A 24,123-nucleotide genomic window follows, 5' to 3' on the forward strand; every position below is an offset into this window, starting at 1 on the left:
TTATTTCTCATAAAATTTTGTAAATATCAGGATATCCCCTTCAAATTTTAACTATCTTTTAATGGTACAACTAACATATCCACTGACAGTGCATTCATTACTTGACGAGTCGATGAAACCAATTTGCTCCAAAAATCTTGATGATGCCCTGTAATTAACAAATCAACATTATACTCATCAACAGCATCTTGTAAGACTTGGCTAAAATCCCCCATTCCACTTAAACGCTCTGTGACTGGATAATCCACTTTCTCAGAAAGTTCTGTTAAAACTTGAATAGTTTCTTCTACGACGTTATCTTGAACAGAAGTCATATTTATATCAATCAATCCAGTATAAAGATCTGAAAAATTAACATCGACATGAATAATGGATAGTTTTGCATTACAAGCTTTTGCTACTTCTGCTCCTTTACGTAATAAAACAAGACTTTCTTCGGAAAGATCCACAGCAACTAATACGTGTTTATACATAATGAACTCCTTGTGTTAATGATTACTCTACCAACTTCATACTAACACTTTATAAAATAAAAAAACTTGGTATAGATCACATTTTCAACAAAAAATAAATTATTTTTATAATGGAAATAGCACAGGTACAACAAATACGGTTACCAACATAACCAATACAGTAAAAGGTACGCCTATTTTTACAAAATCACTAAATTTATACCCCCCTAGACCAAGCACCATTGTATTCACTGGTGAGGAAATAGGTGTCATAAAAGCGGCTGAGGCAGCAATAGCCACAACCATAGCAAAAGGTACAGGAGAAACCTTTAACTGGTTCGCCATTTCTATCGCTATTGGTGCCATTAGAATCGCTGTTGCTGTATTAGAAATAAATAATCCAACCACCGCACAAGCAACAAATAAACTCATCAAAAGCAAGTGAGTTTCCCAGCCACCCACAATAGTTAATAAATAATCAATTGCTAAATTCACACCACCTGTTTTTTGAAGTGCGATAGAAAAAGGCATCATTCCAATAATTAAAATTAAACTTGACCACTGGATAGAACTATAGGCAGATTTAGCATCAATACAACGAAATTGAGCTAACATTAGACAAGCAATCAAGGCTGCAACAACATTCGGAACAATGCCTGTTACCATTAAAAACACCATTATAAAAATAGCTAAAAGTGCGTGAGGTGCTTGACTCTGAGCCGGAGACACTCGTTCAATTTCAGCAGGATAATCTAAAACAAAAAAACTATAAGTTTTATTTCGCATTTCTTGAATAAACTTCCAATCGCCAACAGCTAATAATAAATCACCCGCTTTCAAAGGCTCTTCTGCAATATTTCCTTCCAATATTTCATTATTACGCTTAATACCAATAATATTTAAACGGTATTTTGATCGAAATTTTAATTCACTGACAGAATGCCCTAAATAGTCGCTTGTTGGTGTTGGTGTAATCTCAACCATTCCCATAGATTTTGAGGTGCGAGTAAAATTTTGTTGACGAATTTCAACTACTTCTAAATTATGCTGTTGACAAAATTCTTCCAAATTTAATTCAGGATCACTCACATCCACTAATAAAATATCTTTTTCCTTAATCTCAATTTTACTTAAAAAAGAGGTTAAAAATATGGGTCTAAAGCGTTTCCAACGTTCAATAAACAAAATATTTAAGCCGTAATTCGTACGTAAATGTAAATCTCCGACAGGGGTATTGATAAAATCAGATCCTTGATGAACAATAAAACTGCGGGTTCTCTCTTGTAAATGATATTCATCAATAAGATCTTTTATGGAATGTTTGTTTTCTTCGCTATCTTCATCTGTTGTCGAATCACTTAACCAACGACGGGCAATAAGCATATAAAAAATACCTAAAATAAGAATCAAAATCCCTATTGGTGTAAAAGAAAAGAAGCTTAATCGTACATTAGTTTCTCTAATCAATTCAGCATTTACCACAAGATTTGGGGCTGTGGCAATCAATGTCATCATTCCACTAATTAACCCTGCCACGCTTAATGGCATCATTAAACGTTTTGGCGAGATATTCATTTGCTGACAGATCACAAGCACCACAGGAATAAAGATAGCGACAATCCCCGTCGAACTCATAAAAGCCCCCAATCCAGCCACAGATAGCATTAGCAACACTAATACTTTTACTTCACTATTTTTAGCAACTTTCATTAACCATTCACTAACTTGGTAAGCAATGCCTGTACGAACCAACCCTTCTCCGACAATAAAAAGTAATGCAATCAAAATAATATTAGGATCACTAAACCCTGCAAAGGTTTCTTGAATGGTTAAAATACCGCTTAAATTAAATGCGAGAATAACCAATAATGCGACGATATCCATTCGCAATTTATTTCTAATAAATAGAATAACGGCAATAATAAGAAAAGTAAGAGTCCAAAATAAAGAGGAATTAAAAAGAGTGGTGTTTAAATTAAGAATGGACGCAAGCATGATTCCTCCCTATTAAGTAGCAAATGAAATGCCTATATAGATTAACAGAATGCTACTTTTTATTAAATATTATTTTGGCTAATTTGACGCTTTTTTTCTAATCGTCGCTTCTTAAAAAACTGACTGATTTTTTGACTACATTCAGCCTGTAAGACATTGCCTCGAATTTCTAAAAAATGATTCATTTTATAGTCTTCAAAAAGATGAAAACGCGAACCAATCGCCCCCGTTTTGTAGTCACTCGCACCGAAAACCAAACGCCCAATTCGACTATGCAAAATAGCCCCCGCACACATTGTGCAAGGTTCTAATGTTACATAAAGTGTACAATCTAATAATCGATAATTTTTTGCAAATTTTGCTGCAAATCTAACCGCTTGTATTTCAGCATGAGCCGTTGGATCACAAAGAGAGATGGATTGATTCCACCCCTCACCAATAATATTACCCAGCTTATCAACTAATACAGCACCAACAGGAATCTCGCCTTCAGCTTCAGCTTTATCAGCGAGTGTTAAGGCATAACGCATAAAGGCTTCATCTTGTTCTGAAATAGCTAAAGAACAACTCGTTTGCGTAGATTGAATAAACATTTACGCCTTGATTCCTTTTATTATTTCAGTTTCCATAAGATCAAACATTGCATAACGTTTACGATACATAGAACGTTTTTTTGTTGCAACTTCATCTAAATTACGACGTTCAATTTGTAATGGTAGTTGCCAATAATCATTGGCACGCATTGCCCCATTTTCTTGCCAAAAAGCGTTATAATCAAAATGGACTTTTTGTGAACCATACCAACGTTTTTTAACTTGGTTTTCCAATGGAATCCCAACAAGTGTTTTACCCATTCCTTGTGCAACTACTTTAAATCCTTCAACTAACAAATACATTGGGCGTGTGCCGTGCAATTTCTTAGTCAAATTTCTCACAATCGCCTGTGCTTCCTCACCACGAGGTCCTTGAATACAAGTAACCAATAATCTATTTTCAGAAAGAAGTACAAAAGAAGCGTTATAAAGATGATTATTTTCATTATCGACCAAACTCAAAGAGAAAAACCCTTCAAAAGGATCGATAGTATAAATATCTAAATTTAAGGAAAAATCGTCGGTAAGCTGCACCAATTTGATTGTGTTATCTTCAACAAGTTGCTGACTCTTTTGCGACCCTAATAACGATTCTATTTCAACAAACGTATTGCAAATAGTATCTAGTCGCTGTTGAGCTGAAAAACGTTTATCAGCATGTTTAAATAAAATGGCATTAAAACGGTGAAGATCCTGCTTAAATACATTGCTCCAAATTGGATTTTTATTGATAAAATCAATCAGTTTATCCGTATTATTTCCACATATTAAACGAGCTAAACTATAACGAAGCATATTACGACAACGCTTCAAAAAACGACGATCGCCATTTTGAATATACATTTCTACGGCACTAGGAAAATGTGAAAAAATCATTTTTTCAGACATATATTTCTCTCGGTAATAAAGAATACAAAAAGCTGAGAAAACTCAGCTTTTTATTAGGATTGTTGATAATTAACGGCTACTGCGTCTATCAGAACGTCGCTCATTAAAACGTTTTTCTTTTGGTGCACCACCACGATCATCGCGACGGCCACGTCCACCATTTGAACGACCACGTCTATCATCTGAGCGTCCACGACCTCTGCCACCACGGTCATCACGACGACCGCCCGATTGTTGATCAGCTTCGCCAACAAATGACATTTGCATTGGTTTATTTAATACACGTGATTTACTCGCAAAATGTTGTACAACGTGTTTTGGTAAACCTTGTGGTAATTCTAAAGTTGTATGTTTATCAAATAACTTGATATGACCAATGTAACGGCTGTTGATATCCCCTTCGTTTGCAATTGCACCCACGATATGACGTGCTTCAACACCATCTTCACGACCCAATTCAATACGATATACATCCATTTTTACACCGTTACTTTCACGATGTTCACGACCACCACGACGATCATTACGACCTCCATCACGATCATTTCTACGCTCTGCTCTTGCAGGACGTACTTTTGCATCTGGTGGAAGAATCAATTTTTTATTCTGAGTTAACATCATCATCATTGCTGCTGCTAATTCTTCGTGATCTTGATCCGCAGTGAATAAATCTTCTAATAATTGACGATACATTTCTAAATCACGGTGTTCTAATTGTTTAGACACTTGTAATTTGAATTTCTCGCTACGTTTTTCCATTAACATTGAATGATCTGGTACTTGAACTTCATCAATTTTTTTCTTCATCAAATTTTCAACGTTACGTAATAAACGACGCTCTCTTGGCTCAACAAATAATAATGCTTTACCCGAACGACCAGCACGGCCAGTACGACCAATACGGTGAACATAGCTTTCTGAATCTAATGGAATATCGTAGTTTACCACTAAACTAATACGCTCAATATCAATACCACGTGCTGCCACATCCGTCGCAACCACGATATCTAAACGACCTGATTTTAAACGCTCTAAGGTTTGTTCTCTCGCACCTTGTGTCATATCACCATTCAATGCTGCTGCACGGAAACCGTTACGCTCTAATAATTCAGTTACATCGATAGTTGCATTTTTAGTACGAGTAAAGATAATTGATGCATCAAAATCTTCTACTTCTAAGAAACGTAATAATGCTTCGTTTTTACGGAAACCATTTACTAACCAGTAGCTCTGATCAATATCAGGTGCTGATTTTTGTGTCGCTTTAATTTTCACTTCTTGCGGATTGTTCATAAAACGACGAGTGATACGACGGATTGCTTCTGGCATTGTTGCAGAGAATAATGCTGTTTGGTGATCTTCTGGTAATTCAGCCATTACTGTTTCAACATCATCGATAAAGCCCATACGTAACATTTCATCTGCTTCATCTAATACAATCGCTTTTAATTGTGAAAGATCTAAAGTCTTACGACGAATATGGTCTAAGATACGACCTGGTGTACCCACAACAACGTGTGCACCCTGTTTTAAAGCACGTAATTGAATATCATAACGTTGTCCACCATAAACGGTCACAACATTTAACCCTTTAATATTTTTTGAAAATTGCTCTAATGCGTCAGCAACTTGAATCGCTAACTCACGAGTTGGTGCCATTACCAACATTTGTGGATGACGTTGGCTTGGTGCAATTTGTGCTAATAAAGGTAAACCAAACGCAGCCGTTTTACCGCTCCCTGTTTGTGCCATACCAAGCACATCGTTACCATTTAATAAATGTGGGATACATTCTGCTTGAATTGGTGACGGTGTCACGAATCCCATTTCTGTTACAGCATCAAGTAATGCTGCTGGTAGACCTAGATCGGCAAAAGTTTGTGTTTGAGTTTCTGTTTGAATTTGTGTTTCGGTTGTCATATATGTCCAAAAAAATGATGAAAAGCCCCAATGACTTTTCATTGAATAAAAAATTATATCGTTGAGATAAGCAGTCAAAACTGTTTAACATTTATTGAGTATAGCGGTTAAATTTTGCTAGAAATTTGCAAATTTTAATAAAAATCTGACCGCTTTATCGTTTCAATTTTCCCAACAATAACGGGATATTAGTTTTAGCCTTTTATTAAGCTAAACTAAATAATGCAAAACGATACCCAACAAAGTTACTACTGACCCGCTAATTAGATGGAAAAGATAATCATCTTTTCTATTTGATTAAATTTGAGTGTTTGTTTTGCAGTTGTGTTTTATAAAAATAATTATAAAACACTGCAGAGACAGAGGATAATCCCCCATCTCTACATAATTTTAGAATAAAATAATATTGATTATTCTTCTGTTTGTTCCACTTCTGAAACAGTTTCTTCTTGTGGTAATTCTTCACTTTGTGCGGCTTCAATACCTTTCATTGTTAAACGGATACGTCCTTGACGATCAATTTCAACAACTTTTACTTTTACTTCTTGACCAAGCGTTAAGTAATCAGCAACTTTTTCTACACGCTCTTCAGCAATTTGTGAAATATGAACAAGTCCTTCTTTGCCACCTAAAATAGCAACGAATGCACCAAAATCAACAACGCGTGTTACTTTACCGTTATAAACAGTATTTACTTCTACTTCTGCGGTAATTTCTTCAATACGAGCCATTACATTTTTCGCTGCATTGCCATCAGTTGCGGCAATTTTAACTGTACCATCATCATCGATATCAATTGAAGTGCCTGTTTCTTCAGTTAATGAACGAATAGTTGCACCACCTTTACCGATTACATCTTTGATTTTCTTAGGATCGATTTTAATCGTATAAATTCTTGGTGCAAAATCTGAAATTTCTTCACGAGGACCAGAAATTGCTTGTTCCATTACACCTAAAATGTGCATTCTTGCACCTTTTGCTTGGTTTAATGCGATACGCATAATTTCAGGTGTGATACCTTCAATTTTGATATCCATTTGTAATGCAGTAATACCATCACGAGAACCCGCAACTTTAAAGTCCATATCGCCTAAGTGATCTTCATCACCTAAGATATCTGAAAGAACCACAAAATCATCACCTTCTTTCACTAGACCCATTGCAATACCAGCAACCGCTGATTTAATTGGTACACCAGCATCCATCAATGCTAATGAAGCACCACAAACTGAAGCCATTGATGAAGAACCGTTTGATTCTGTAATTTCAGAAACAACACGCACAACATAAGGGAATTCTTCTGCGCTTGGCATAACCGCTAAAACACCACGTTTTGCTAAGCGACCGTGACCGATTTCACGACGTTTTGGCGAACCAACCATTCCTGTTTCACCCACAGAATATGGAGGGAAGTTATAATGGAATAAGAAACGATCTGCTTTCTCACCTGTTAATTCATCAATAGTTTGAGCGTCACGCTCAGTACCTAATGTTGCTACAGCTAATGCTTGTGTTTCACCACGAGTAAAGATTGCGCTGCCATGAGTACGAGGAAGTACACCAGTACAAATGTCTAACGCACGAACGGTTTCTTTGGTACGACCATCGATACGAGGTTCACCTGCGATTACACGACCACGAACAATTTTACTTTCTAATGAAGTAATAATATCAACAATTTCACCTTCTGATACTTCTGCATCTTCTGCTGTTAATTGTGCAATAACGTCTGCTTTGATTTCATCAATTTTTGCATAACGCTCTTGTTTTTCAGTAATACGGAACGCGTCACCAATACGAGATTCTGCTAATGCTGTTACTTTTTCAATTAACGCTGTATTTGCTTCAGGTGCTTTCCAATCCCAACGAGGTTTACCCGCTTCCGCAACTAATTCATTGATGTTTTGGATTACAACTTGTTGTTGTTCGTGACCAAACACAACCGCTGCTAACATTTGCTCTTCTGATAAAATGTCTGCTTCTGATTCAACCATAAGTACTGCATTTTGCGTACCTGCTACGACTAAGTCTAAACGGCTCATAGCCTGCTCAGAAATAGTTGGGTTAAGAACAAATTGATCGTTAATAAAACCAACACGAGCCGCACCGATAGGACCATTAAAAGGCACACCAGATAATGAAAGTGCTGCTGACGCACCGATCATTGCCACTAAATCAGGGCTAACTTGTGGGTTTACAGACACCACTGTTGCAATGATTTGGATTTCATTTAAGAAACCTTCTGGGAATAAAGGACGAATAGGACGGTCAATTAAACGTGCCGTTAATGTTTCGCCTTCTGATGGACGACCTTCACGTTTAAAGAAACCTCCTGGAATACGACCCGCTGCGTAAGTACGTTCTTGATAGTTTACCGTTAATGGGAAGAAATCTTGCCCTTCTTTTACATCTTTTTTAGCAACAACAGAAACGAATACTGTTGTATCGTCCATACTTGCCATTACAGCAGCTGTTGCTTGACGAGCGATTGCACCCGTTTCTAGTGTCACGGTATGTTGACCGTATTTAAATTGTTTTACAATTGGATTCATTACATTACCTATATAAGTTTGAATATCTAAGGTTCTGTTTTATTCCTAAAAAATTGCGACTAGCAAAAATCATCTTCCCTTCATTACTCAGGTAGAAAAATAACTTTTGATAGCCGCCTCTCAGTACACAGAAATAAAACGTTTGCATTATACAACAACTTTTAAAGATTGTCGCCTAGTTTTATGAAATAAAATGGTATATATAAATATGAATTTATTCTTTTTCTACTCTTTCCGGTGCTTTAATATTGCTTCAGTCAGGATAAATTACAGGTAATACTTCAAGTGAATAATCTTTCCAATTCAGAAAATACCCCGTCTTACCGTCTTCTAAAATTAGTAAATACTCTTCGATTGTGATATTTTGAATATTGAAATACATTTTTGACAAAAAAAGCGTATTTTCTATTTGCTGGCGATATTTTCATTTCAACATTATCTAAATTATAAGTATATCTTTTAATCCTAACCTTTATTAAGGTTTCATCAGCTATTTTTGTGCTTCATTTTTTCACCTTTGTACATATCTTCTATTGCAGATTTTATGTTATCAAGGAGCTACTTACCTCAGCTATAGCGGTAACTTTTTTATTACTTTTTACAAATAATTAAAAACACTATTCAACCTCTATTCTATACGCTATTATTTGCTTTATTTCTAAACAGGCTAATAACAATGAAACTTGAACTCTGTATTGATAATATCCAATCTGTCGAAACAGCAAGTAAAGCTAAACTAGATCGTGTAGAACTCTGCTCTGCTTTGACATTAGGTGGTTTAACACCGTCCTATGGATTGATTAAACAGGCTCTTCATTTTAAAGAATTATCTCATCACGTCATGATTCGCCCTCGTGCAGGTAATTTCATATTTAATCAAGCAGAAATTGAAATGATGATAACCGATATTTTAATTGCACAAGAATTAGGTGCTAATGGTGTGGTTATTGGTATTTTAACAAAAAATAATGATATTGATATTCAAGCCTGTAAAAAATTGATTTCGGCTGCTGATGGTATGGACGTGACTTTTCATCGTGCTTTTGACTTATGTCGTGAGCCTAAAACAGCATTAGAACAAATTATTGATCTTGGCTGTACACGTTTATTAACGTCGGGATTGAAAAAAACAGCGTGGTTAGGCAGGGAAAATATTGCTCAGCTCGTACAACAAAGTAAGGGACGTATGCAAATTATGGCAGGGGCTGGAATAAATTCTAAAAATGCATTGGACATTGTTAAAAGTACAGGGGTAAATCATATTCACTTTTCTGCTAAAAAAGTACAATATGAACAAATAACGAAAACTGATGTTTCTATGGGAAGTGATAGCTCTTGTGATAATCAAATAATCACGGCAGACTTAAATGAAATAGAACAAATTAAGCTAAATCTTTTTAAATGATATTCAACAAGTTATAATAAAAATGAAGCGGTCATATTTTAATGAGTTTTTACAAAAATAAGGTATTTAAAATGGATAAAGAATATTGGATTCAAAAACTAAATTTAGAACCTCATCAGGAAGGGGGATATTTTGCAGAAACATATAGAGGATTATCTTCAAATATCCTTTTCCTTTTGACCAATGAAAGTCCCTCGCATTTTCATAAATTAGACTCTGATGAAACTTGGTTCTATCATTGTGGCGAAAGTCTTTGCGTTCACATGATAGATCCAAAAGGAAACTATTCAATGATAAAAATGGGACTCAAAGAAGATGAACATTTGCAATATACCGTTCCAGCTGGCACTATTTTTGGTTCTAGTGTAGAGAATGATTATGCACTTGTAAGTTGTACTGTTTCTCCTGCATTTAGCTATGAGCAATTCTATTTATTTACTCAAAAAGAGTTATTAGATAAATATCCTCAACATAGAGAAATAATCAAAAAATTAACAAGAACCTAATAGCTATTTTACAGAAAAATCACATCAGCCCTTGCGATAATGCTAAGGGCTGATTATTGTACTCAATTATATTAACGACACTCCGATAAGTTGAGTATGCAAACACGTCAAGAAGGCAATATAAACCGTAATACCCAGTATAACTAAAATGATATCATTCAACTTTGTTGCTTTTAATTTAATCGGCTCATTGGGCGGATTATGACTCGGCAAACGATTTAATGCCATCAAATCTAGTACAGCCCATACTAGAAAGGCACCAAATAGCACAAGATCCACCACTGTACCATTTGCTAATAAATGTGCCATCATAAAAAGTTTAACTGCCATCAATTGAGGATGACGAGTTAAATTTGAGATTTTACCTGGTAAATAAGGAGCAAAAAAGAATACGAAAACAGGAATCATCATTGCCATTGTGATCTGTTTTAACCATATTGGTGACATATACAAGACAGTCGACGATAAACGAGCGTCGCTATAGCCAATAACAATCAAAACAAAACCAATAATTGATACTAAACCATAGCCTATTTTCCACGTTAACAATGCTTTTGAACGGTATTTTTCACGAAAATTTGGTGCAAAAATCACAATCGAATGCATACCCAAAAATAGAATTAAACCTAAAATAAGTAATAACATAAGCTCCCCACGAACTAAAAATAAAGTTTAATTATGACAAGAGCCTTTGTTTTTTACAAACAAAAAGCCGTAGAAAGTTCTACGGCTTTGACCTATATCATCATTTAAGAATATTAAATATCAATATTCGCATTTAACGCATTATCTTCAATAAACTTACGACGTGGTTCTACATCATCGCCCATTAAAGTGGTAAAGAGTTTATCCGCTGCAATGGCGTCTGTTACTGAAACTTGCAACATTTTACGTGCCACAGGATCCATTGTTGTTTCCCATAATTGCTCAGGATTCATCTCACCTAACCCTTTATAACGCTGAACAGTTAAACCTTTACGAGATTCTTTTACTAACCAATCAATCGCTTGTTCAAAACTTTCAACTGGCATTTTGCGTTCGCCACGTTGCACATAAGCGGTTGGTTCTAATAAATCTCTTAATTGACGACCTAATTTCATAATACGTCCATATTCCGTACCTGAAATAAAGTTATAATCTAAATTATAAGTGGTATCCATCCCGTGTGTAGTTACCACAATTTGTGGTTCATAAATCTTACGTTCAGGATTATAAACCACTGTTGCACTATAACTACTTCCGTCTGTGCCTTTTTCAAAGATCACTTCAATCAATTTATTCGCCCAAGCGGTCACATTTACTTCATTTTTTGCAAATTCTTCCGTTAAGTCTGGTTGATAAACTAACTCTTTTAAAAGCGACACAGGGTAACGTCTTGACATACGCTCAATCATCGCTTGAACATTATTGAACTCTTTAATTAAGTTTTCTAATGCAATACCGTTAATTGCGGGAGCATTTTCACTCACATAAACTGCCGCACCGCTTAACGCAAGCTCTAATTCATATTGTGTCATCTCGCCATCATCTTGAATATAGGTTTCTTGCTTACCTTTCTTCACTTTGTAAAGTGGTGGTTGTGCAATGTAAATATAGCCATTTTCAATCAATTCTGGCATTTGACGATAGAAGAATGTTAATAATAAAGTACGAATATGTGCACCATCAACGTCCGCATCGGTCATAATAATGATTTTGTGATAACGTAATTTTTCAAGATTATAGTCATCACGTCCAATACCTGTACCTAATGCTGTAATCAAGGTTGCGACTTCTTGTGAAGAAAGCATTTTATCAAAACGTGCTTTTTCAACGTTTAAGATTTTACCTTTTAACGGTAAGATCGCTTGGTTTTTACGTTCACGCCCTTGTTTTGCTGAACCACCCGCAGAGTCTCCCTCCACTAAGTATAATTCAGATAATGCAGGATCTTTCTCTTGGCAATCCGCCAATTTACCTGGTAAACCACCTAAATCCATCGCACCTTTACGGCGAGTCATTTCACGTGCTTTACGAGCTGCATCTCTGGCACGAGCTGCGTCCACAATTTTTGCTACGATATTTTGTGCATCCTGTGGATTTTCTAATAAAAACTCCGCCAAACGCTCATTCATTGAACTTTCAACGGCGGCTCTTACTTCTGATGAAACCAATTTATCTTTGGTTTGTGATGAGAATTTTGGATCTGGTACTTTAACAGAAATCACCGCCACTAACCCTTCACGAGCATCATCACCTGACGCATCAACGTTAGCGTTTTTCTTATTCTTAACATTTTTTTCCATATAGTTCTTTAACGCACGAGTTAAAGCCCCACGAAAACCTGCTAAGTGAGTACCACCATCACGTTGTGGGATATTATTGGTAAAACAATACACATTTTCACTATAACTGTCATTCCACTGCATTGATACTTCAACACCAATACCGTCTTTTTCAGTGGTTAAATAGAAAGGCGTTGAGTGAATTGTATTTTTACCTTCGCTTAAAAACTCAACATACGCTTGAATACCGCCTTCATATTTAAAATGATCTTCTTTACCGTCACGCTCATCAATCAATTTAATTGAAACACCTGAATTTAAGAAAGAAAGCTCACGTAAACGTTTTGAAAGGATCGAATATTCAAAATCTGTTTTGTTTTTAAATACATCATAACTTGGCCAGAAACGAACACTTGTTCCTGTTTTTTCTGTGTCTCCAATGATCGCTAATGGTGCTTGAGGCTCACCCATTGAATAGAATTGCTCGTGAACGTGGCCATCACGGCGAATAGTTAATTGTAATTTTTCTGATAATGCATTTACAACTGAAACACCCACACCGTGTAAACCACCAGATACTTTATAAGAGTTATCATCAAATTTACCACCCGCGTGAAGCACTGTCATAATTACTTCCGCTGCTGAAACGCCTTCTTCTGGGTGGATACCCACTGGGATACCACGACCATCATCTTGCACAGATACTGAATTATCAGAATGGATTGTGACAATAATATCGTTACAGTAATTTGCTAATGCTTCATCAATTGCATTATCTACAACTTCAAACACCATATGATGTAAACCTGTACCGTCGTCAGTATCACCAATATACATACCTGGGCGTTTACGCACCGCATCTAATCCACGTAACACTCGGATACTGGAAGAATCATAACTGTTTGTTTGACTTTGTTCAGACATTGTTATTCCTTTATTTCTCTCATATAAAAACGGCTTATGAAAAGCCGCAAAATTGGAGAGATTATATCAGATAAAGAGAAAAAAAGCACGATTCAAACGTGCTTTTTATTCTATTTACCCGTCATAATCCCCATAGAAACTAAATAACGTTATCTTCTCTAATTTCATCACCTCCAAGTCATCATAAACACGTTAAATACACAAAGAATGCCAAGACACTAAGACAGGTTGTGTCAAAGATGAAAAAATTTTAGAATGACCGGAATTTTAATGCGTTACGCAAGGAACAAAAATGCCCGATATCCAAAAACTTATCAACATTACAGCCCAACTCCGTCACCCTGAAACAGGTTGCCCTTGGGATATTAAACAAAATTTTGACAGCATACTCCCCTGCTTACTTGAAGAAACCTACGAAGTGGCAGAAGCAATTCATACCAAAGATAAAATCGCATTACGTGAAGAACTAGGCGATTTATTACTTCAAGTGGTCTTTCTAAGCCGATTAGCCGAAGAAGAAGGAAGCTTTGATTTTAATGATGTATTAAATGATTTAATTGAAAAATTGGTTTTCCGCCACCCACACGTTTTTGGCGATCAAAAAGCAAATAACAGCGAAGAAGCATTGCAAAATTGGGAGACAATGAAAGCTCAACAAAAGCAAGCTAAAAATCACAACTCTATTTTAGATGATTTACCTTTTGCTTTACCTGCTCTCACTCGTGCCAATAAATTACAAAAACGTTGTGCCAAAGTAGGCTTTGACTGGGATAATCCGACGGATGTTTTTAATAAGGTAAAAGAAGAAGTTTTGGAAGTTGAAGAAGAGCTTAATACCAAACCACAAAATGAAGACAAAATCGCCGAAGAATTAGGGGATTTATTATTTGCAACGGTTAATGTGTGTCGCCATCAAAAACTCGATCCTGAAACTATATTACGCAATGCCAATCTCAAATTTGAAAACCGTTTTAGACAGGTTGAAAAAACAGTGTTGAAACAAGGTAAGAAATTAGAAGAGTGTACGCTCAAAGAATTAGATAAAATTTGGGATAACGTGAAGGAGCAGGAATAAACGATCATGATATTATAAAAGTTTAAAATGATCATAAAGTCTATTCTAAAAATAGACTTTACCTAATACCTAAATATTTCTAGATCATCTGAAATTAATATTGTTTACCAATATAATAATTCTTGATTTTTTTAAGCAACGGAAAATCCAAAATAGGAATTCCATATGAGAAACTAGGCTCTATTGATTCTCCTTTTGTTTTGGGATTAAAATGTTGATGATCTGGGCCAAATGGTACATCAGGATGATCATTAGCAGAATCAATGCGATGAGCTTGTTTTCTTGATGGATCAAACAGTATATAAGCATAATCTGTTAACTTATTAAGTCTAAGTAACCACTCCCAGTCATCTTCCATTTTAAACCAAATATGCCAACCTCTCTTCTTTTTCTCTGGTTTACTAAACGTTGCATTCAGATTTGAAGCTATTATCTCCGCCAAAGGAACAATTAAATTATCAGGAATATAATCTAATTTCATTAACGCAGGTATATCAAGATTTAGGTAAAATAAACTAGCAAAAAATTGAAGTATACAAGGAGACTCTCTGGCTTCTTGATAATGAGTCTTACAAAGTAAAATTGATAACATAACTGTATTAGCTATATCATGAGCGTTTAAGGTTGTAGCCATATAATAGCCTGCTGAATTCCCACACACAGCACAACCGTTTCTTTTACTAACAACATTTACCCTGTCAACCGTTGTGTTTGAAATTCGGCCACTTGCAAGTTCAGTAAGAGGACGATTAATTTTTAGATTATGTGATTTCCAATTATTGAATATTGCAACGTATTCTATTGAATCCAATATACTAAATAACGAAGTCTCTGATTGAATATATTTCCAAGAGCCAATATCCCACACTTTATCTCGTCTAATTTCAATATTTCTTAAGCATTGATACCTATAAATTCTTGTATAGCCACAACATTGATCAGGATAAAATACCGCCACCCCGTATCCATCATTTTTTAACCAAAATAATTCATTTGCTTTCTCGAGCAATTTTTCCCAATATAAAAAATTGTTAGTAATTAACTCCAATACATGCTCTTTCCTTTTAGGAAAATCTAACATATTTAGGCTCATTACACATATATCTTGGTCAATTATATCAGCTGTTATTTCTACATCATGTAAATTTTCATAATTCTTATCTATACATAGTAACGGAAATTGCATACTTCTCCTATTACCTTTAAAAACACATGTAATCTTTAGTCAAAAAAGCGCTTACTGATTATCAGGCTAATATAAACAAGCGGTAAGATTTAATTCAATTTTTGCAAATTTTTGACTAAATCTTACCGCTTATAAAACGTTTACTCTTTATAAAATAGAAAAATTATTTTTTAGTATTTTTGAGGGGCTTATCTAACTGAATATCACTTACTCGCCCATCAGCACCAAAGTAAACAAACAGGGTACGTTGTACTGGCTCTTCGTGTCCTTTACGTTTGATAAATACATAACTCCAACGGTTTTGACCAAAAATATCTCTTAATACTGGCGTTCCAAGCACATAAAGTACCTGCTCTTGAGTCATTCCAACTTTTAATAAATCTATCTTAGATTGTTCTAGATAATTACCTTGTGGTACATCAATTCGATAAACCACTTTTTTAACTGTTGAGCAGCCTGTTACACCTAATGCTAATAATACTGTTGCTAGAAGAAGTTTTATTTTCATAATTTAACCTTTTATTGATTTTGATTGCTAAATGATACCGAAACTGACGTTGAAATACCATTATTTATTACGTTGAAGTTGATCTCGTAAATTTGGCGGTATCTCTTTGATTGTTAAAGTATCATTTAGTTCGTCCCAAATTACTCGCTCGTTTAATAATTGAGCGTCAAATGTCAAGGTAATGCCTTTTCCTGACCCTGAAAATTTGGTTAATGTTTTTAATGTATTACGAACAGGCGGGATCGTTTCTTCTAAATCATACTCTTGTGTTTGGGTAAATTGTGCAAAGTTTTGATCGTTTAACATTGGGATCTCTTTTGCTAATTCTTGAATCGCAATTTCTTCACCACTGTTAATTTGCCCTTTGCAATAATCAAACACCTGAGCTTTAACCTCTCTGGTTTGATCCTTCGTTAATTCCCCTTGATCACAATAATCATGAACAGCTTGTAATAAGGTCTGGTTTTGTACTTTTGGATCAAGCCCTGCCTCTGCACCTAAAAAATCCATAAAGAAATCAGACACTTTACGCCCTACTCGTCCTTTGATAAAGGTTAAATAGCGGTTAGATTGCGCGTCTAATTTCAATTCAGTTAGGTTGATACGACACGCTATATCATACTGTGCCATTTCCAAATACTGGGTGCGTTTAATATCTAATTTTTCATCAACTAAAACCGATGAACGGTTATCAATAAGAGCAATAAAAAGATAATCTGTCGCTAAGAAATTATAACGACATAAAATAAAGCTTCCCCCTGTCGCAAACGGATACTTAACTAGCTCGCTCGCCAACATTTTTGCACAACTATGGCTAAAAGGTAAAAACTCATTTTCTTGCTCTAATAAGCGGTTTAATTCCTGAGCAAAATTGGAATTTTCTTGAAATAATCCATACCCTTTTGCTTTACCTTGATACGCTTGATGAAGCTGTAACATCATCTGCTCAACCTCAGGCGTAACTGTTAATAATTGCTCTCTTAAAATAGTGTTCAATTCAACTGGCTCGGTTTGTGTCTTTGCTAGCTGATGAAGTACGATTTCTGTTACGTTTATACTCATAGTTTCCTTATAAAAAAATTCCTTCCCTATATTTTACAATAAGAAAGGAATTTTATGTTAATTTAATTTTTTATTGATTTTCCAACTGAGGCACAACGCTATCCTGCCCAGAAATCAAACCAACTTGAGTATAAAGCCCTAATTTATCACGCGTATCTTGAATATCTAGATTACGCATCGTTAATTGACCAATACGATCCGTAGGTGTAAATGGAGCATCTTCGACTTTTTCCATACTCAAATGCTCTGCTTTATAAGTTAAATTTGGCGATTGAGTATTTAAAATTGAATAATCGTTACCACGACGTAGCTCTAATGTCACTTCACCTGTGATGGCTTTTGCCACCCAACGCTGAGACGATTCACGCAACATTAACGCTTGCGAGTCAAACCAACGTCCTTGATACAATAAACGCCCTAACCGTAATCCATTGATACGATATTGCTCAACCGTATCTTCATTATGAATACCGGTAACTAAACGTTCATAAGCAATGTGTAATAATGCCATTCCCGGTGCTTCATAAATACCACGCGATTTTGCCTCAATAATACGATTTTCGATTTGATCAGACATACCTAATCCGTGTCTTCCACCAATGCGATTTGCTTCTAAAATCAACTCAGCTAAATCATCAAAACGTTTACCATTTAAAGCGACAGGCATTCCTTGTTCAAACGTAATTTTGACTTCTTCTTTATCAATTTTTACCTTTTCATCCCAAAATGCCACCCCCATTATTGGTTTAACAATATGCATTCCAACATCCAAATCTTCCAAATCTTTTGCTTCGTGGGTCGCCCCTAGCATATTTGAATCCGTAGAATAGGCTTTCTCTACCGACATTTTGTAATCAAACCCATGTTTAATTAAGAATTGTGACATTTCTGAACGTCCGCCTAATTCCTCGATAAATTGCTCATCCAACCAAGGCTTATAGATTTTCAAATGTGGGTTGGTTAATAGTCCATAACGATAAAAACGCTCAATATCATTCCCTTTATAAGTGCTTCCATCGCCCCAAATATTCACGCCATCTTGTTGCATTGCAGCAACTAACATCGTCCCTGTGACGGCACGTCCTAAAGGCGTGGTATTAAAATATGGCATTCCTCCTGTTGAGATATGAAACGCCCCACATTGAATAGCAACAATACCCTCGTGAGCAAGTTGCGTACGGCAATCAACTAAACGTGCATTTTCAGCACCATACTCCATCGCCTTTTTCGGGATTTCATTATAATCCTCTTCATCTGGTTGCCCTAAATTTGCAGTATAAGCATAAGGAACTGCACCTTTCTGACGCATCCAAAGAAGTGCTGCACTCGTATCTAATCCCCCAGAAAAAGCAATTCCTACTTTTTCCCCTAAGGGGATACTTTCTAAAATTGTGTTAGACATATTCATTTCCTATTTTAATTTTTATAAATGAGTTTTCATTCTAACCAAAATTAGACAAAAAACAAACAAAACAGCCCTAAATATAAAAAATATTTAGGGCTGTTTGGCATTCATAAAATTATTTAATATCAAGATCTGCTAAAAGATCCTTATTGATATATTTTTGTCTTAATCCAATCACTGTGATTACAGCTGGAATTGTCACTCGATATGCTGGTCCTGCAATATCAACAGCCGTCCATAATCCTGTTATCGCCCAACCAATCGGGCCAGTTAAAATGCTCATTGTTTTTGTTAAAAGCACATTACCCGCAAGCGGTAAACCTCGACCAATCAATACTTTTAATATCGCATTAACAATCGTAACGGTGAGTTGATAAGACTTAAAGCCGCCCATTCTAAAGATTTTTAAAAATGCTGCGGTTAATAATTCCGGCGTAATATGATCCGTATTTTCAATACCAATATTACGAGCTAATTCCTCTTTTTCCGAAGCTGACATATCTTCTAATGATTTTTCTAAAATCTTCATCAATAAGTCCTGCTCAATTTTTACAGTTGAAGCATTTTTATTATAATTGACCTTCAATTTATCACATACATCAAATAAAATTTCTCGATAAGGAACGCCACTATTACGGGTGAAATTCAGTAACGAACTTCCACCAAACTTCTGAAATTCTTCAGCAATTCTCTGCCAATATTCAGAATAACTATCTCCATATTTTTTTCTTTCATCTGATGAAGAAAGCGTTTCTGTAATGCGTTTAGATGTAACTTTATTATATACAGTAGCAACTAAAGGATTGGCAATAACGCCCATTAAAGTATTTGTGGTTTCAGATGATTGCCCATCTTTACCATATACAAGTACATCATAAAGCTCTTTTAAATCAGCAGATTCAAGGTGTTGTAAAAAATCTAAATCGGGATCATAACGATAAGCCATTTTTTTCTCCTATATGTTCAAACAAATATCCCAAAATGGGATAATACTAAAACAGGATAATAATCACAAGCTAAACTTATAGCTAACTGTGATTTATTTTGAAAACAATTTACAAAGAAAAATATCAGAAAATTATTCAATTCCTGATTGCAACAAGAAAGGAAAAAGGCATTACACAGCAACAAATTGCTGATCAATTAAATAAGCCTCAATCTTATATTGCAAAAATTGAGCGTTGTGAAAGGAAACTTGATATTTTAGAGTTTATTGAACTTTGTGAGGCAATGAATACTAGCCCACTGACTATTTTACAAAAAATAGTAAATTAACATCAAAAAATAACCGCTTATCATTTCTAATAAGCGGTTGTTTTTTTATAAGAAATTAACTGAAATTTACTTACCAATCACTTCTACACCACCCATATATGGACGTAGCACTTCTGGAACAGTGATTGAACCATCTTGGTTTTGGTAGTTTTCTAAAATCGCCACTAAGGTACGACCTACCGCTAAGCCTGAACCATTTAAAGTATGTACTAAACGAGGTTTTTTATCGCCTTTCATACGGAAACGAGCCTGCATACGACGAGCTTGGAAATCCCACATATTTGAACAAGATGAAATTTCACGATAAGTATTTTGAGCTGGTAACCAAACTTCTAAATCGTAAGTTTTTGCTGAACCAAAGCCCATATCGCCTGTGCAAAGTAGCACTTTACGGTAAGGTAAGCCTAAAAGCTGTAATACTTTTTCAGCGTGTCCTATTAATTCTTCTAATGCATCCATTGATTTTTCAGGCTCAACAATTTGCACTAATTCCACTTTATCAAATTGGTGCATACGAATTAAACCACGCGTATCACGTCCATAAGAACCTGCTTCTGCTCTGAAACAAGGTGTATGAGCCGTCATTCGAAGTGGTAACATTTCGCCTTCTACGATCTCGCCACGCACTAAGTTTGTTACTGGTACTTCCGCCGTTGGGATTAACGCATAAGATTTTTGTACTTCATTTGGATCTTGTCCTTCAAGTGGACGTGTATGGAATAGATCTTCGCCGAATTTTGGTAATTGTCCTGTACCATAAAGGGTGTCGTGGTTCACTAAATAAGGCACATAAGTTTCTAAATAACCGTGTTGTTCTGTGTGTAAATCTAACATAAATTGAGTAATCGCACGGTGTAATTTAGCGATTTGTCCTTTCATCACCACAAAACGACTACCTGTTAATTTTGCCCCAGCTGAGAAATCTAACCCTAATAAATCTTCGCCTAAAGTAACGTGATCTTTCACATCAAAATCAAATGAACGTGGTTCGCCCCAACGAGAAACTTCTAAATTATCATTTTCATCTTTACCTAATGGCACTTCTTCGGCAGGTAAATTTGGTACGCTTAATAAAATGTCATTGATTTGTGCTTGAACTTTTTCTAATTCTGCTTTTGCATTGTCTAATTCTGATCCCATTGAATCCACTTCTGCTAACAATGCAGTAATATCTTCGCCTTTTGCTTTTGCCATACCAATATTTTTCGAGCGTGCATTACGTTCCGCTTGTAATGTTTCTGTTTTAATTTGTAACGCTTTACGTTGCTCTTCTAAACTTGCGACAAGTCCCACATCTAAATCAAAATTACGTTTTGTTTTAAGAGCTTGTGCCACTTCGTCTAATTGATTACGCAATAAATTTTGGTCGATCATATTAACTTCCTTCTTTTTTTATTTAATTTTAAACTGAATTTGAAAATTATCGTGCCGCATTTTTCATAATACGGCTTTTTGCAACTTGCCATTCACGATCTTTGATATCCGCTCGTTTATCGTGGAGTTTTTTACCCTTCGCTAAACCGATTTTCACTTTTGCCCACGCCCCTTTCCAATAAAGAGCCGTTGCAACAATAGTATAGCCTTCACGGTTTAATTTACCAAAAAGTGAATCTAATTGACGACGACTTAATAATAGCTTGCGAGTACGAGTTGGGTCGCACACTACGTGGCTTGATGCAACGCTTAATGGCGTAAAATTTGCCCCAAATAAAAAAGCCTCACCATCTTTAAAAATCACATAGCTATCACCGATATTCGCTTTACCCGCTCGTAAAGATTTCACTTCCCAGCCCTGTAATTCTAAACCCGCTTCTATTTCATCATCAATAAAATATTCGTGTCTTGCTCGTTTATTTAGAGCAATCGTATTATCTGCTAATTTTTTCTTTGCTTTCGCCATAGTTTTTACGTTTCTACGTTGTTATAAATTTATTATTTTTAAATATCTTATCATTCTACCTGAATCAGATTTAGAATAAAATCATAAGCGGTCAGATTTTAATAAGAATTTGCAATTTTTTTAAGACAAAAACTAAATTTATTTTTTACAATAATTTTAATACTCAGAAATGTGCGATTTTACTCTCATCAAGCGGTAATATTTTATTGAAGATTTACTAATTTAAAGAGAGGAAAATAAAACTGCCCCACTTCGAAAAAGTTGGGGCAGTTTAGAGAGGAAACTAAGAGTAAAACACTAAGGTTCCTGTTGTCTTAAAAACTCTTCGTTATATTCAATGGTTGCTCTATTACGTAAATCACTTAACATTTCTTCACGAAGCTGTAATAAATCCGCTTGAGATAAAGCCGCTTTAACTGCTTTAAAACTCTCTTTATTACCTTCTTCTACTTTATCAAGTGCAACAATAACAGCATTGCCTTGTTGATCATTGATAACTTGGTAACCCACTTTATCTGCTTCTTTTTTCATTGCAAAAACAGTTTTTGTAAGCTGTGGTTGTTGTGATAAGCCTTGAATATAAACCAACGTTTGTGGCTGACTAAATGTTACATCAGTCGAATTACCACTATTTAATGCCGTTAAGGCCGCTTGTGCTTTTTCAGTAAGTACTTTTTGTGCTTTAGCTATTTTAACTTGCTGTTCAACCATTGATTTTGCTTCTGCAAAACTTTGTTCGTGAGCGGGCTTATTGTTAATCACACGAATAAAAGCCGTTTTTGCTTTGTCACCATCGGTTAAATCAATCGCCTCAGAAACTTGACGACCACGACGGAATTCATCTTTGACTAACACATTTTGAATTTTTGGATTAGCTAACAATGAAGGAATATTATCTAATGAAAACTCTTCTGTAGTTTTCACTTTTAATCCCGCTACTTTTGCTACATCCGTTAATGAATCTGGCGATTCAAACGCTTTATTTGCCATTTCATTTGAGATTTTACCGTATTCTGCCAAACTATTATTTTTAAGTAAAGTCTGCTTAATTTGTGCTTTTGCTTGTTCTAAACTCATACCTACATCAGCTTTGCGATCAAGTACTTTAATAATATGAAAATTACCGTCAATCTCAACTGCTTTACTTGGTTTGCCAACTTCTAATACATCAGCAACCTGATCAAATACTACAGGAAATACACCTGCTTTCGCCCAGCCCAAATCTCCGCCTTTTTGAGCAGAAATCATATCTTTTGAATATGTTTTCGCTAGTTTAGCAAAATCTTCACCTGCATTTAATTTTTGTTCTACTTCATCAGCTGTTTTCTTATCAGCCACTTGAATATGGGCTAAATGACGCTCGCCTTTAGTAATAAATTTATCACGATTTTGTTGGTAATAATCCTCAACATCTTGATCGCTAATTGAAGAAGCATCAGCCACATCTTCTGGTGTCACCGTTACGATTTCAACCTGCATTTTTTCAGGTGTGATAAATTGAGCTTTATGCTCATCATAATAGCCCTGTAATTCTTCCGTAGAAGCGGTCTGTTTTTCAACTTCTTTTGCAAGAGAGAGTGTTGCTGTTCTAATTACTCGTTGTTGTAATAATAATTTTGCTGATTGTTGATCTTGAACTGGTACACTAAATTGTGAACCTAAAATGCCCTCTTGAATTTGAGCATTCAATACATCACCAGCAACCATTGAGGCATAATAATCTGGAGAAATATTATTATTTCTTAACACATTTTGATAAAACTCATTATTGAATTTACCATCTTGTTGGAATTGCGGATTATTCACAATCGCCAATTTGATTTGTTCAGCACTCACACCTAAATTTAAAGTTTGAATATACTGTTTTAATAATTCATCATCAACTAAGCCTGTTAATACTTGTTGGTTAAACTGTGCTGCAAATTCTGTGGTATCTAAAAGATCCCAAAACTCTGCCCCTAAACGTTCGCTTTGAATACTTTGTTGGCGATTTTTGGTGTAATTAAAGGTTTGTTGTGAAATAGATTCACCGTTTACTTTTGCTACATAGTCATCTTTACTATATATCAAGGTTCCGCCGACACCACCTAATACGAAAGAAACAGCCACAAGACCAAAAATGATTTTGAACCCTAAGCTATTTGTTTTATCGTGCATTTTTTCAATCATTGTAAATTATCCTAAAAATGAAAAATATCTTGCTGATTATACTG

20 protein-coding genes are annotated in these 24,123 nt (G+C 35.4%); 4 read left to right on the forward strand and 16 right to left on the reverse strand.

What is annotated here, in order from left to right; translation table 11 throughout:
* Nucleotides 1-47 precede the first annotated feature (47 nt).
* The 6 genes from DYE60_RS03315 to pnp all read right to left on the reverse strand — a co-directional run bounded on the left by DYE60_RS03315 (nt 48) and on the right by pnp (nt 8,400).
* Nucleotides 48-473: a universal stress protein gene (locus DYE60_RS03315; protein WP_115315216.1), complete on the reverse strand. Its 426-nt coding sequence runs from the start codon at nt 471-473 to the stop codon at nt 48-50.
* Nucleotides 474-578: 105 nt separating this feature from the next.
* Nucleotides 579-2,447: an SLC13 family permease gene (locus DYE60_RS03320; protein ID WP_115315217.1), complete on the reverse strand. Its 1,869-nt coding sequence runs from the start codon at nt 2,445-2,447 to the stop codon at nt 579-581.
* Between the two features lie 62 nt (nt 2,448-2,509).
* Nucleotides 2,510-3,040, reverse strand: coding sequence for a tRNA adenosine(34) deaminase TadA (tadA, locus tag DYE60_RS03325; protein WP_115315218.1), 531 nt, complete (start codon nt 3,038-3,040; stop codon nt 2,510-2,512).
* On the reverse strand, nt 3,041-3,928 hold the full coding sequence (locus DYE60_RS03330; protein ID WP_115315219.1) for a VirK/YbjX family protein: 888 nt from the start codon (nt 3,926-3,928) through the stop codon (nt 3,041-3,043).
* A 69-nt stretch (nt 3,929-3,997) separates the two neighbouring features.
* Nucleotides 3,998-5,848 (reverse strand): DEAD/DEAH box helicase, encoded by a 1,851-nt coding sequence (locus DYE60_RS03335; protein WP_115315220.1) that lies wholly within the window; start codon nt 5,846-5,848, stop codon nt 3,998-4,000.
* Between the two features lie 410 nt (nt 5,849-6,258).
* Nucleotides 6,259-8,400, reverse strand: a complete 2,142-nt coding sequence (gene pnp / locus DYE60_RS03340; protein WP_115315221.1) for a polyribonucleotide nucleotidyltransferase — start codon at nt 8,398-8,400, stop codon at nt 6,259-6,261.
* Nucleotides 8,401-9,076: 676 nt separating this feature from the next.
* Here pnp and DYE60_RS03345 point away from each other — a divergent pair.
* Both DYE60_RS03345 and DYE60_RS03350 read left to right on the forward strand, forming a co-directional pair.
* Nucleotides 9,077-9,805 carry a copper homeostasis protein CutC gene (locus DYE60_RS03345; RefSeq protein ID WP_115315222.1) on the forward strand — a complete coding sequence of 243 codons (729 nt, stop codon included), beginning with the start codon at nt 9,077-9,079 and terminating at the stop codon, nt 9,803-9,805.
* 71 nt (nt 9,806-9,876) lie between these two features.
* Nucleotides 9,877-10,311 carry a cupin domain-containing protein gene (locus DYE60_RS03350; RefSeq protein ID WP_115315223.1) on the forward strand — a complete coding sequence of 145 codons (435 nt, stop codon included), beginning with the start codon at nt 9,877-9,879 and terminating at the stop codon, nt 10,309-10,311.
* Between the two features lie 66 nt (nt 10,312-10,377).
* Here DYE60_RS03350 and DYE60_RS03355 read toward each other — a convergent pair whose 3' ends face one another.
* A complete protein-coding gene (locus tag DYE60_RS03355) occupies nt 10,378-10,956 on the reverse strand; it encodes an NnrU family protein (protein WP_115315224.1) in 579 nt (192 codons plus the stop codon).
* Between the two features lie 113 nt (nt 10,957-11,069).
* The gene (gene gyrB / locus DYE60_RS03360; RefSeq protein ID WP_115315225.1) at nt 11,070-13,499 is read right to left on the reverse strand and encodes a DNA topoisomerase (ATP-hydrolyzing) subunit B; all 2,430 of its coding nucleotides are present in this window, start codon (nt 13,497-13,499) and stop codon (nt 11,070-11,072) included.
* Between the two features lie 292 nt (nt 13,500-13,791).
* Between gyrB and mazG the strand changes: the two genes are divergently transcribed.
* Nucleotides 13,792-14,574 (forward strand): nucleoside triphosphate pyrophosphohydrolase, encoded by a 783-nt coding sequence (gene mazG / locus DYE60_RS03365; RefSeq protein WP_115315226.1) that lies wholly within the window; start codon nt 13,792-13,794, stop codon nt 14,572-14,574.
* A 94-nt stretch (nt 14,575-14,668) separates the two neighbouring features.
* On the opposite strand, the gene DYE60_RS03370 is transcribed toward mazG, so the two are convergent.
* The 5 genes from DYE60_RS03370 to DYE60_RS03390 form a co-directional block, all read right to left on the reverse strand.
* The gene (locus tag DYE60_RS03370) at nt 14,669-15,760 is read right to left on the reverse strand and encodes a hypothetical protein (RefSeq protein ID WP_115315227.1); all 1,092 of its coding nucleotides are present in this window, start codon (nt 15,758-15,760) and stop codon (nt 14,669-14,671) included.
* A gap of 163 nt (nt 15,761-15,923) precedes the next feature.
* Nucleotides 15,924-16,268, reverse strand: a complete 345-nt coding sequence (gene bamE, locus DYE60_RS03375; protein WP_115315228.1) for an outer membrane protein assembly factor BamE — start codon at nt 16,266-16,268, stop codon at nt 15,924-15,926.
* Nucleotides 16,269-16,328: 60 nt separating this feature from the next.
* The gene (gene yejK, locus DYE60_RS03380) at nt 16,329-17,330 is read right to left on the reverse strand and encodes a nucleoid-associated protein YejK (protein WP_115315229.1); all 1,002 of its coding nucleotides are present in this window, start codon (nt 17,328-17,330) and stop codon (nt 16,329-16,331) included.
* A gap of 70 nt (nt 17,331-17,400) precedes the next feature.
* On the reverse strand, nt 17,401-18,732 hold the full coding sequence (gene argG, locus DYE60_RS03385; RefSeq protein ID WP_115315230.1) for an argininosuccinate synthase: 1,332 nt from the start codon (nt 18,730-18,732) through the stop codon (nt 17,401-17,403).
* A gap of 118 nt (nt 18,733-18,850) precedes the next feature.
* Nucleotides 18,851-19,681: a YaaW family protein gene (locus tag DYE60_RS03390; protein WP_115315231.1), complete on the reverse strand. Its 831-nt coding sequence runs from the start codon at nt 19,679-19,681 to the stop codon at nt 18,851-18,853.
* A gap of 98 nt (nt 19,682-19,779) precedes the next feature.
* Here DYE60_RS03390 and DYE60_RS03395 point away from each other — a divergent pair, with 98 nt between their 5' ends.
* On the forward strand, nt 19,780-20,010 hold the full coding sequence (locus tag DYE60_RS03395; protein WP_115315232.1) for a helix-turn-helix domain-containing protein: 231 nt from the start codon (nt 19,780-19,782) through the stop codon (nt 20,008-20,010).
* A gap of 66 nt (nt 20,011-20,076) precedes the next feature.
* Here the strand turns inward: DYE60_RS03395 and serS are convergent, their stop codons facing one another.
* The 3 genes from serS to DYE60_RS03410 form a co-directional block, all read right to left on the reverse strand.
* Nucleotides 20,077-21,384 carry a serine--tRNA ligase gene (gene serS / locus DYE60_RS03400; protein WP_115315233.1) on the reverse strand — a complete coding sequence of 436 codons (1,308 nt, stop codon included), beginning with the start codon at nt 21,382-21,384 and terminating at the stop codon, nt 20,077-20,079.
* Between the two features lie 46 nt (nt 21,385-21,430).
* Nucleotides 21,431-21,910 (reverse strand): SsrA-binding protein SmpB, encoded by a 480-nt coding sequence (gene smpB / locus DYE60_RS03405; protein WP_115315234.1) that lies wholly within the window; start codon nt 21,908-21,910, stop codon nt 21,431-21,433.
* A gap of 297 nt (nt 21,911-22,207) precedes the next feature.
* Nucleotides 22,208-24,079: a SurA N-terminal domain-containing protein gene (locus DYE60_RS03410; protein ID WP_115315235.1), complete on the reverse strand. Its 1,872-nt coding sequence runs from the start codon at nt 24,077-24,079 to the stop codon at nt 22,208-22,210.
* Nucleotides 24,080-24,123: the final 44 nt, after the last annotated feature.

The sequence above is a fragment of the Phocoenobacter uteri genome, assembly GCF_900454895.1.
GTDB classification, from domain to species: Bacteria; Pseudomonadota; Gammaproteobacteria; order Enterobacterales; family Pasteurellaceae; genus Phocoenobacter; species Phocoenobacter uteri.

Coding starts and splice junctions, on each gene's coding strand:
- DYE60_RS03315 (WP_115315216.1), bottom strand. CDS start 473: ATGTATAAACACGTATTAGTTGCTGTGGATCTTTCCGAAGAAAGTCTT.
- DYE60_RS03320 (WP_115315217.1), bottom strand. CDS start 2,447: ATGCTTGCGTCCATTCTTAATTTAAACACCACTCTTTTTAATTCCTCT.
- tadA (WP_115315218.1), bottom strand. CDS start 3,040: ATGTTTATTCAATCTACGCAAACGAGTTGTTCTTTAGCTATTTCAGAA.
- DYE60_RS03330 (WP_115315219.1), bottom strand. CDS start 3,928: ATGTCTGAAAAAATGATTTTTTCACATTTTCCTAGTGCCGTAGAAATG.
- DYE60_RS03335 (WP_115315220.1), bottom strand. CDS start 5,848: ATGACAACCGAAACACAAATTCAAACAGAAACTCAAACACAAACTTTT.
- pnp (WP_115315221.1), bottom strand. CDS start 8,400: ATGAATCCAATTGTAAAACAATTTAAATACGGTCAACATACCGTGACA.
- DYE60_RS03345 (WP_115315222.1), top strand. CDS start 9,077: ATGAAACTTGAACTCTGTATTGATAATATCCAATCTGTCGAAACAGCA.
- DYE60_RS03350 (WP_115315223.1), top strand. CDS start 9,877: ATGGATAAAGAATATTGGATTCAAAAACTAAATTTAGAACCTCATCAG.
- DYE60_RS03355 (WP_115315224.1), bottom strand. CDS start 10,956: ATGTTATTACTTATTTTAGGTTTAATTCTATTTTTGGGTATGCATTCG.
- gyrB (WP_115315225.1), bottom strand. CDS start 13,499: ATGTCTGAACAAAGTCAAACAAACAGTTATGATTCTTCCAGTATCCGA.
- mazG (WP_115315226.1), top strand. CDS start 13,792: ATGCCCGATATCCAAAAACTTATCAACATTACAGCCCAACTCCGTCAC.
- DYE60_RS03370 (WP_115315227.1), bottom strand. CDS start 15,760: ATGCAATTTCCGTTACTATGTATAGATAAGAATTATGAAAATTTACAT.
- bamE (WP_115315228.1), bottom strand. CDS start 16,268: ATGAAAATAAAACTTCTTCTAGCAACAGTATTATTAGCATTAGGTGTA.
- yejK (WP_115315229.1), bottom strand. CDS start 17,330: ATGAGTATAAACGTAACAGAAATCGTACTTCATCAGCTAGCAAAGACA.
- argG (WP_115315230.1), bottom strand. CDS start 18,732: ATGTCTAACACAATTTTAGAAAGTATCCCCTTAGGGGAAAAAGTAGGA.
- DYE60_RS03390 (WP_115315231.1), bottom strand. CDS start 19,681: ATGGCTTATCGTTATGATCCCGATTTAGATTTTTTACAACACCTTGAA.
- serS (WP_115315233.1), bottom strand. CDS start 21,384: ATGATCGACCAAAATTTATTGCGTAATCAATTAGACGAAGTGGCACAA.
- smpB (WP_115315234.1), bottom strand. CDS start 21,910: ATGGCGAAAGCAAAGAAAAAATTAGCAGATAATACGATTGCTCTAAAT.
- DYE60_RS03410 (WP_115315235.1), bottom strand. CDS start 24,079: ATGATTGAAAAAATGCACGATAAAACAAATAGCTTAGGGTTCAAAATC.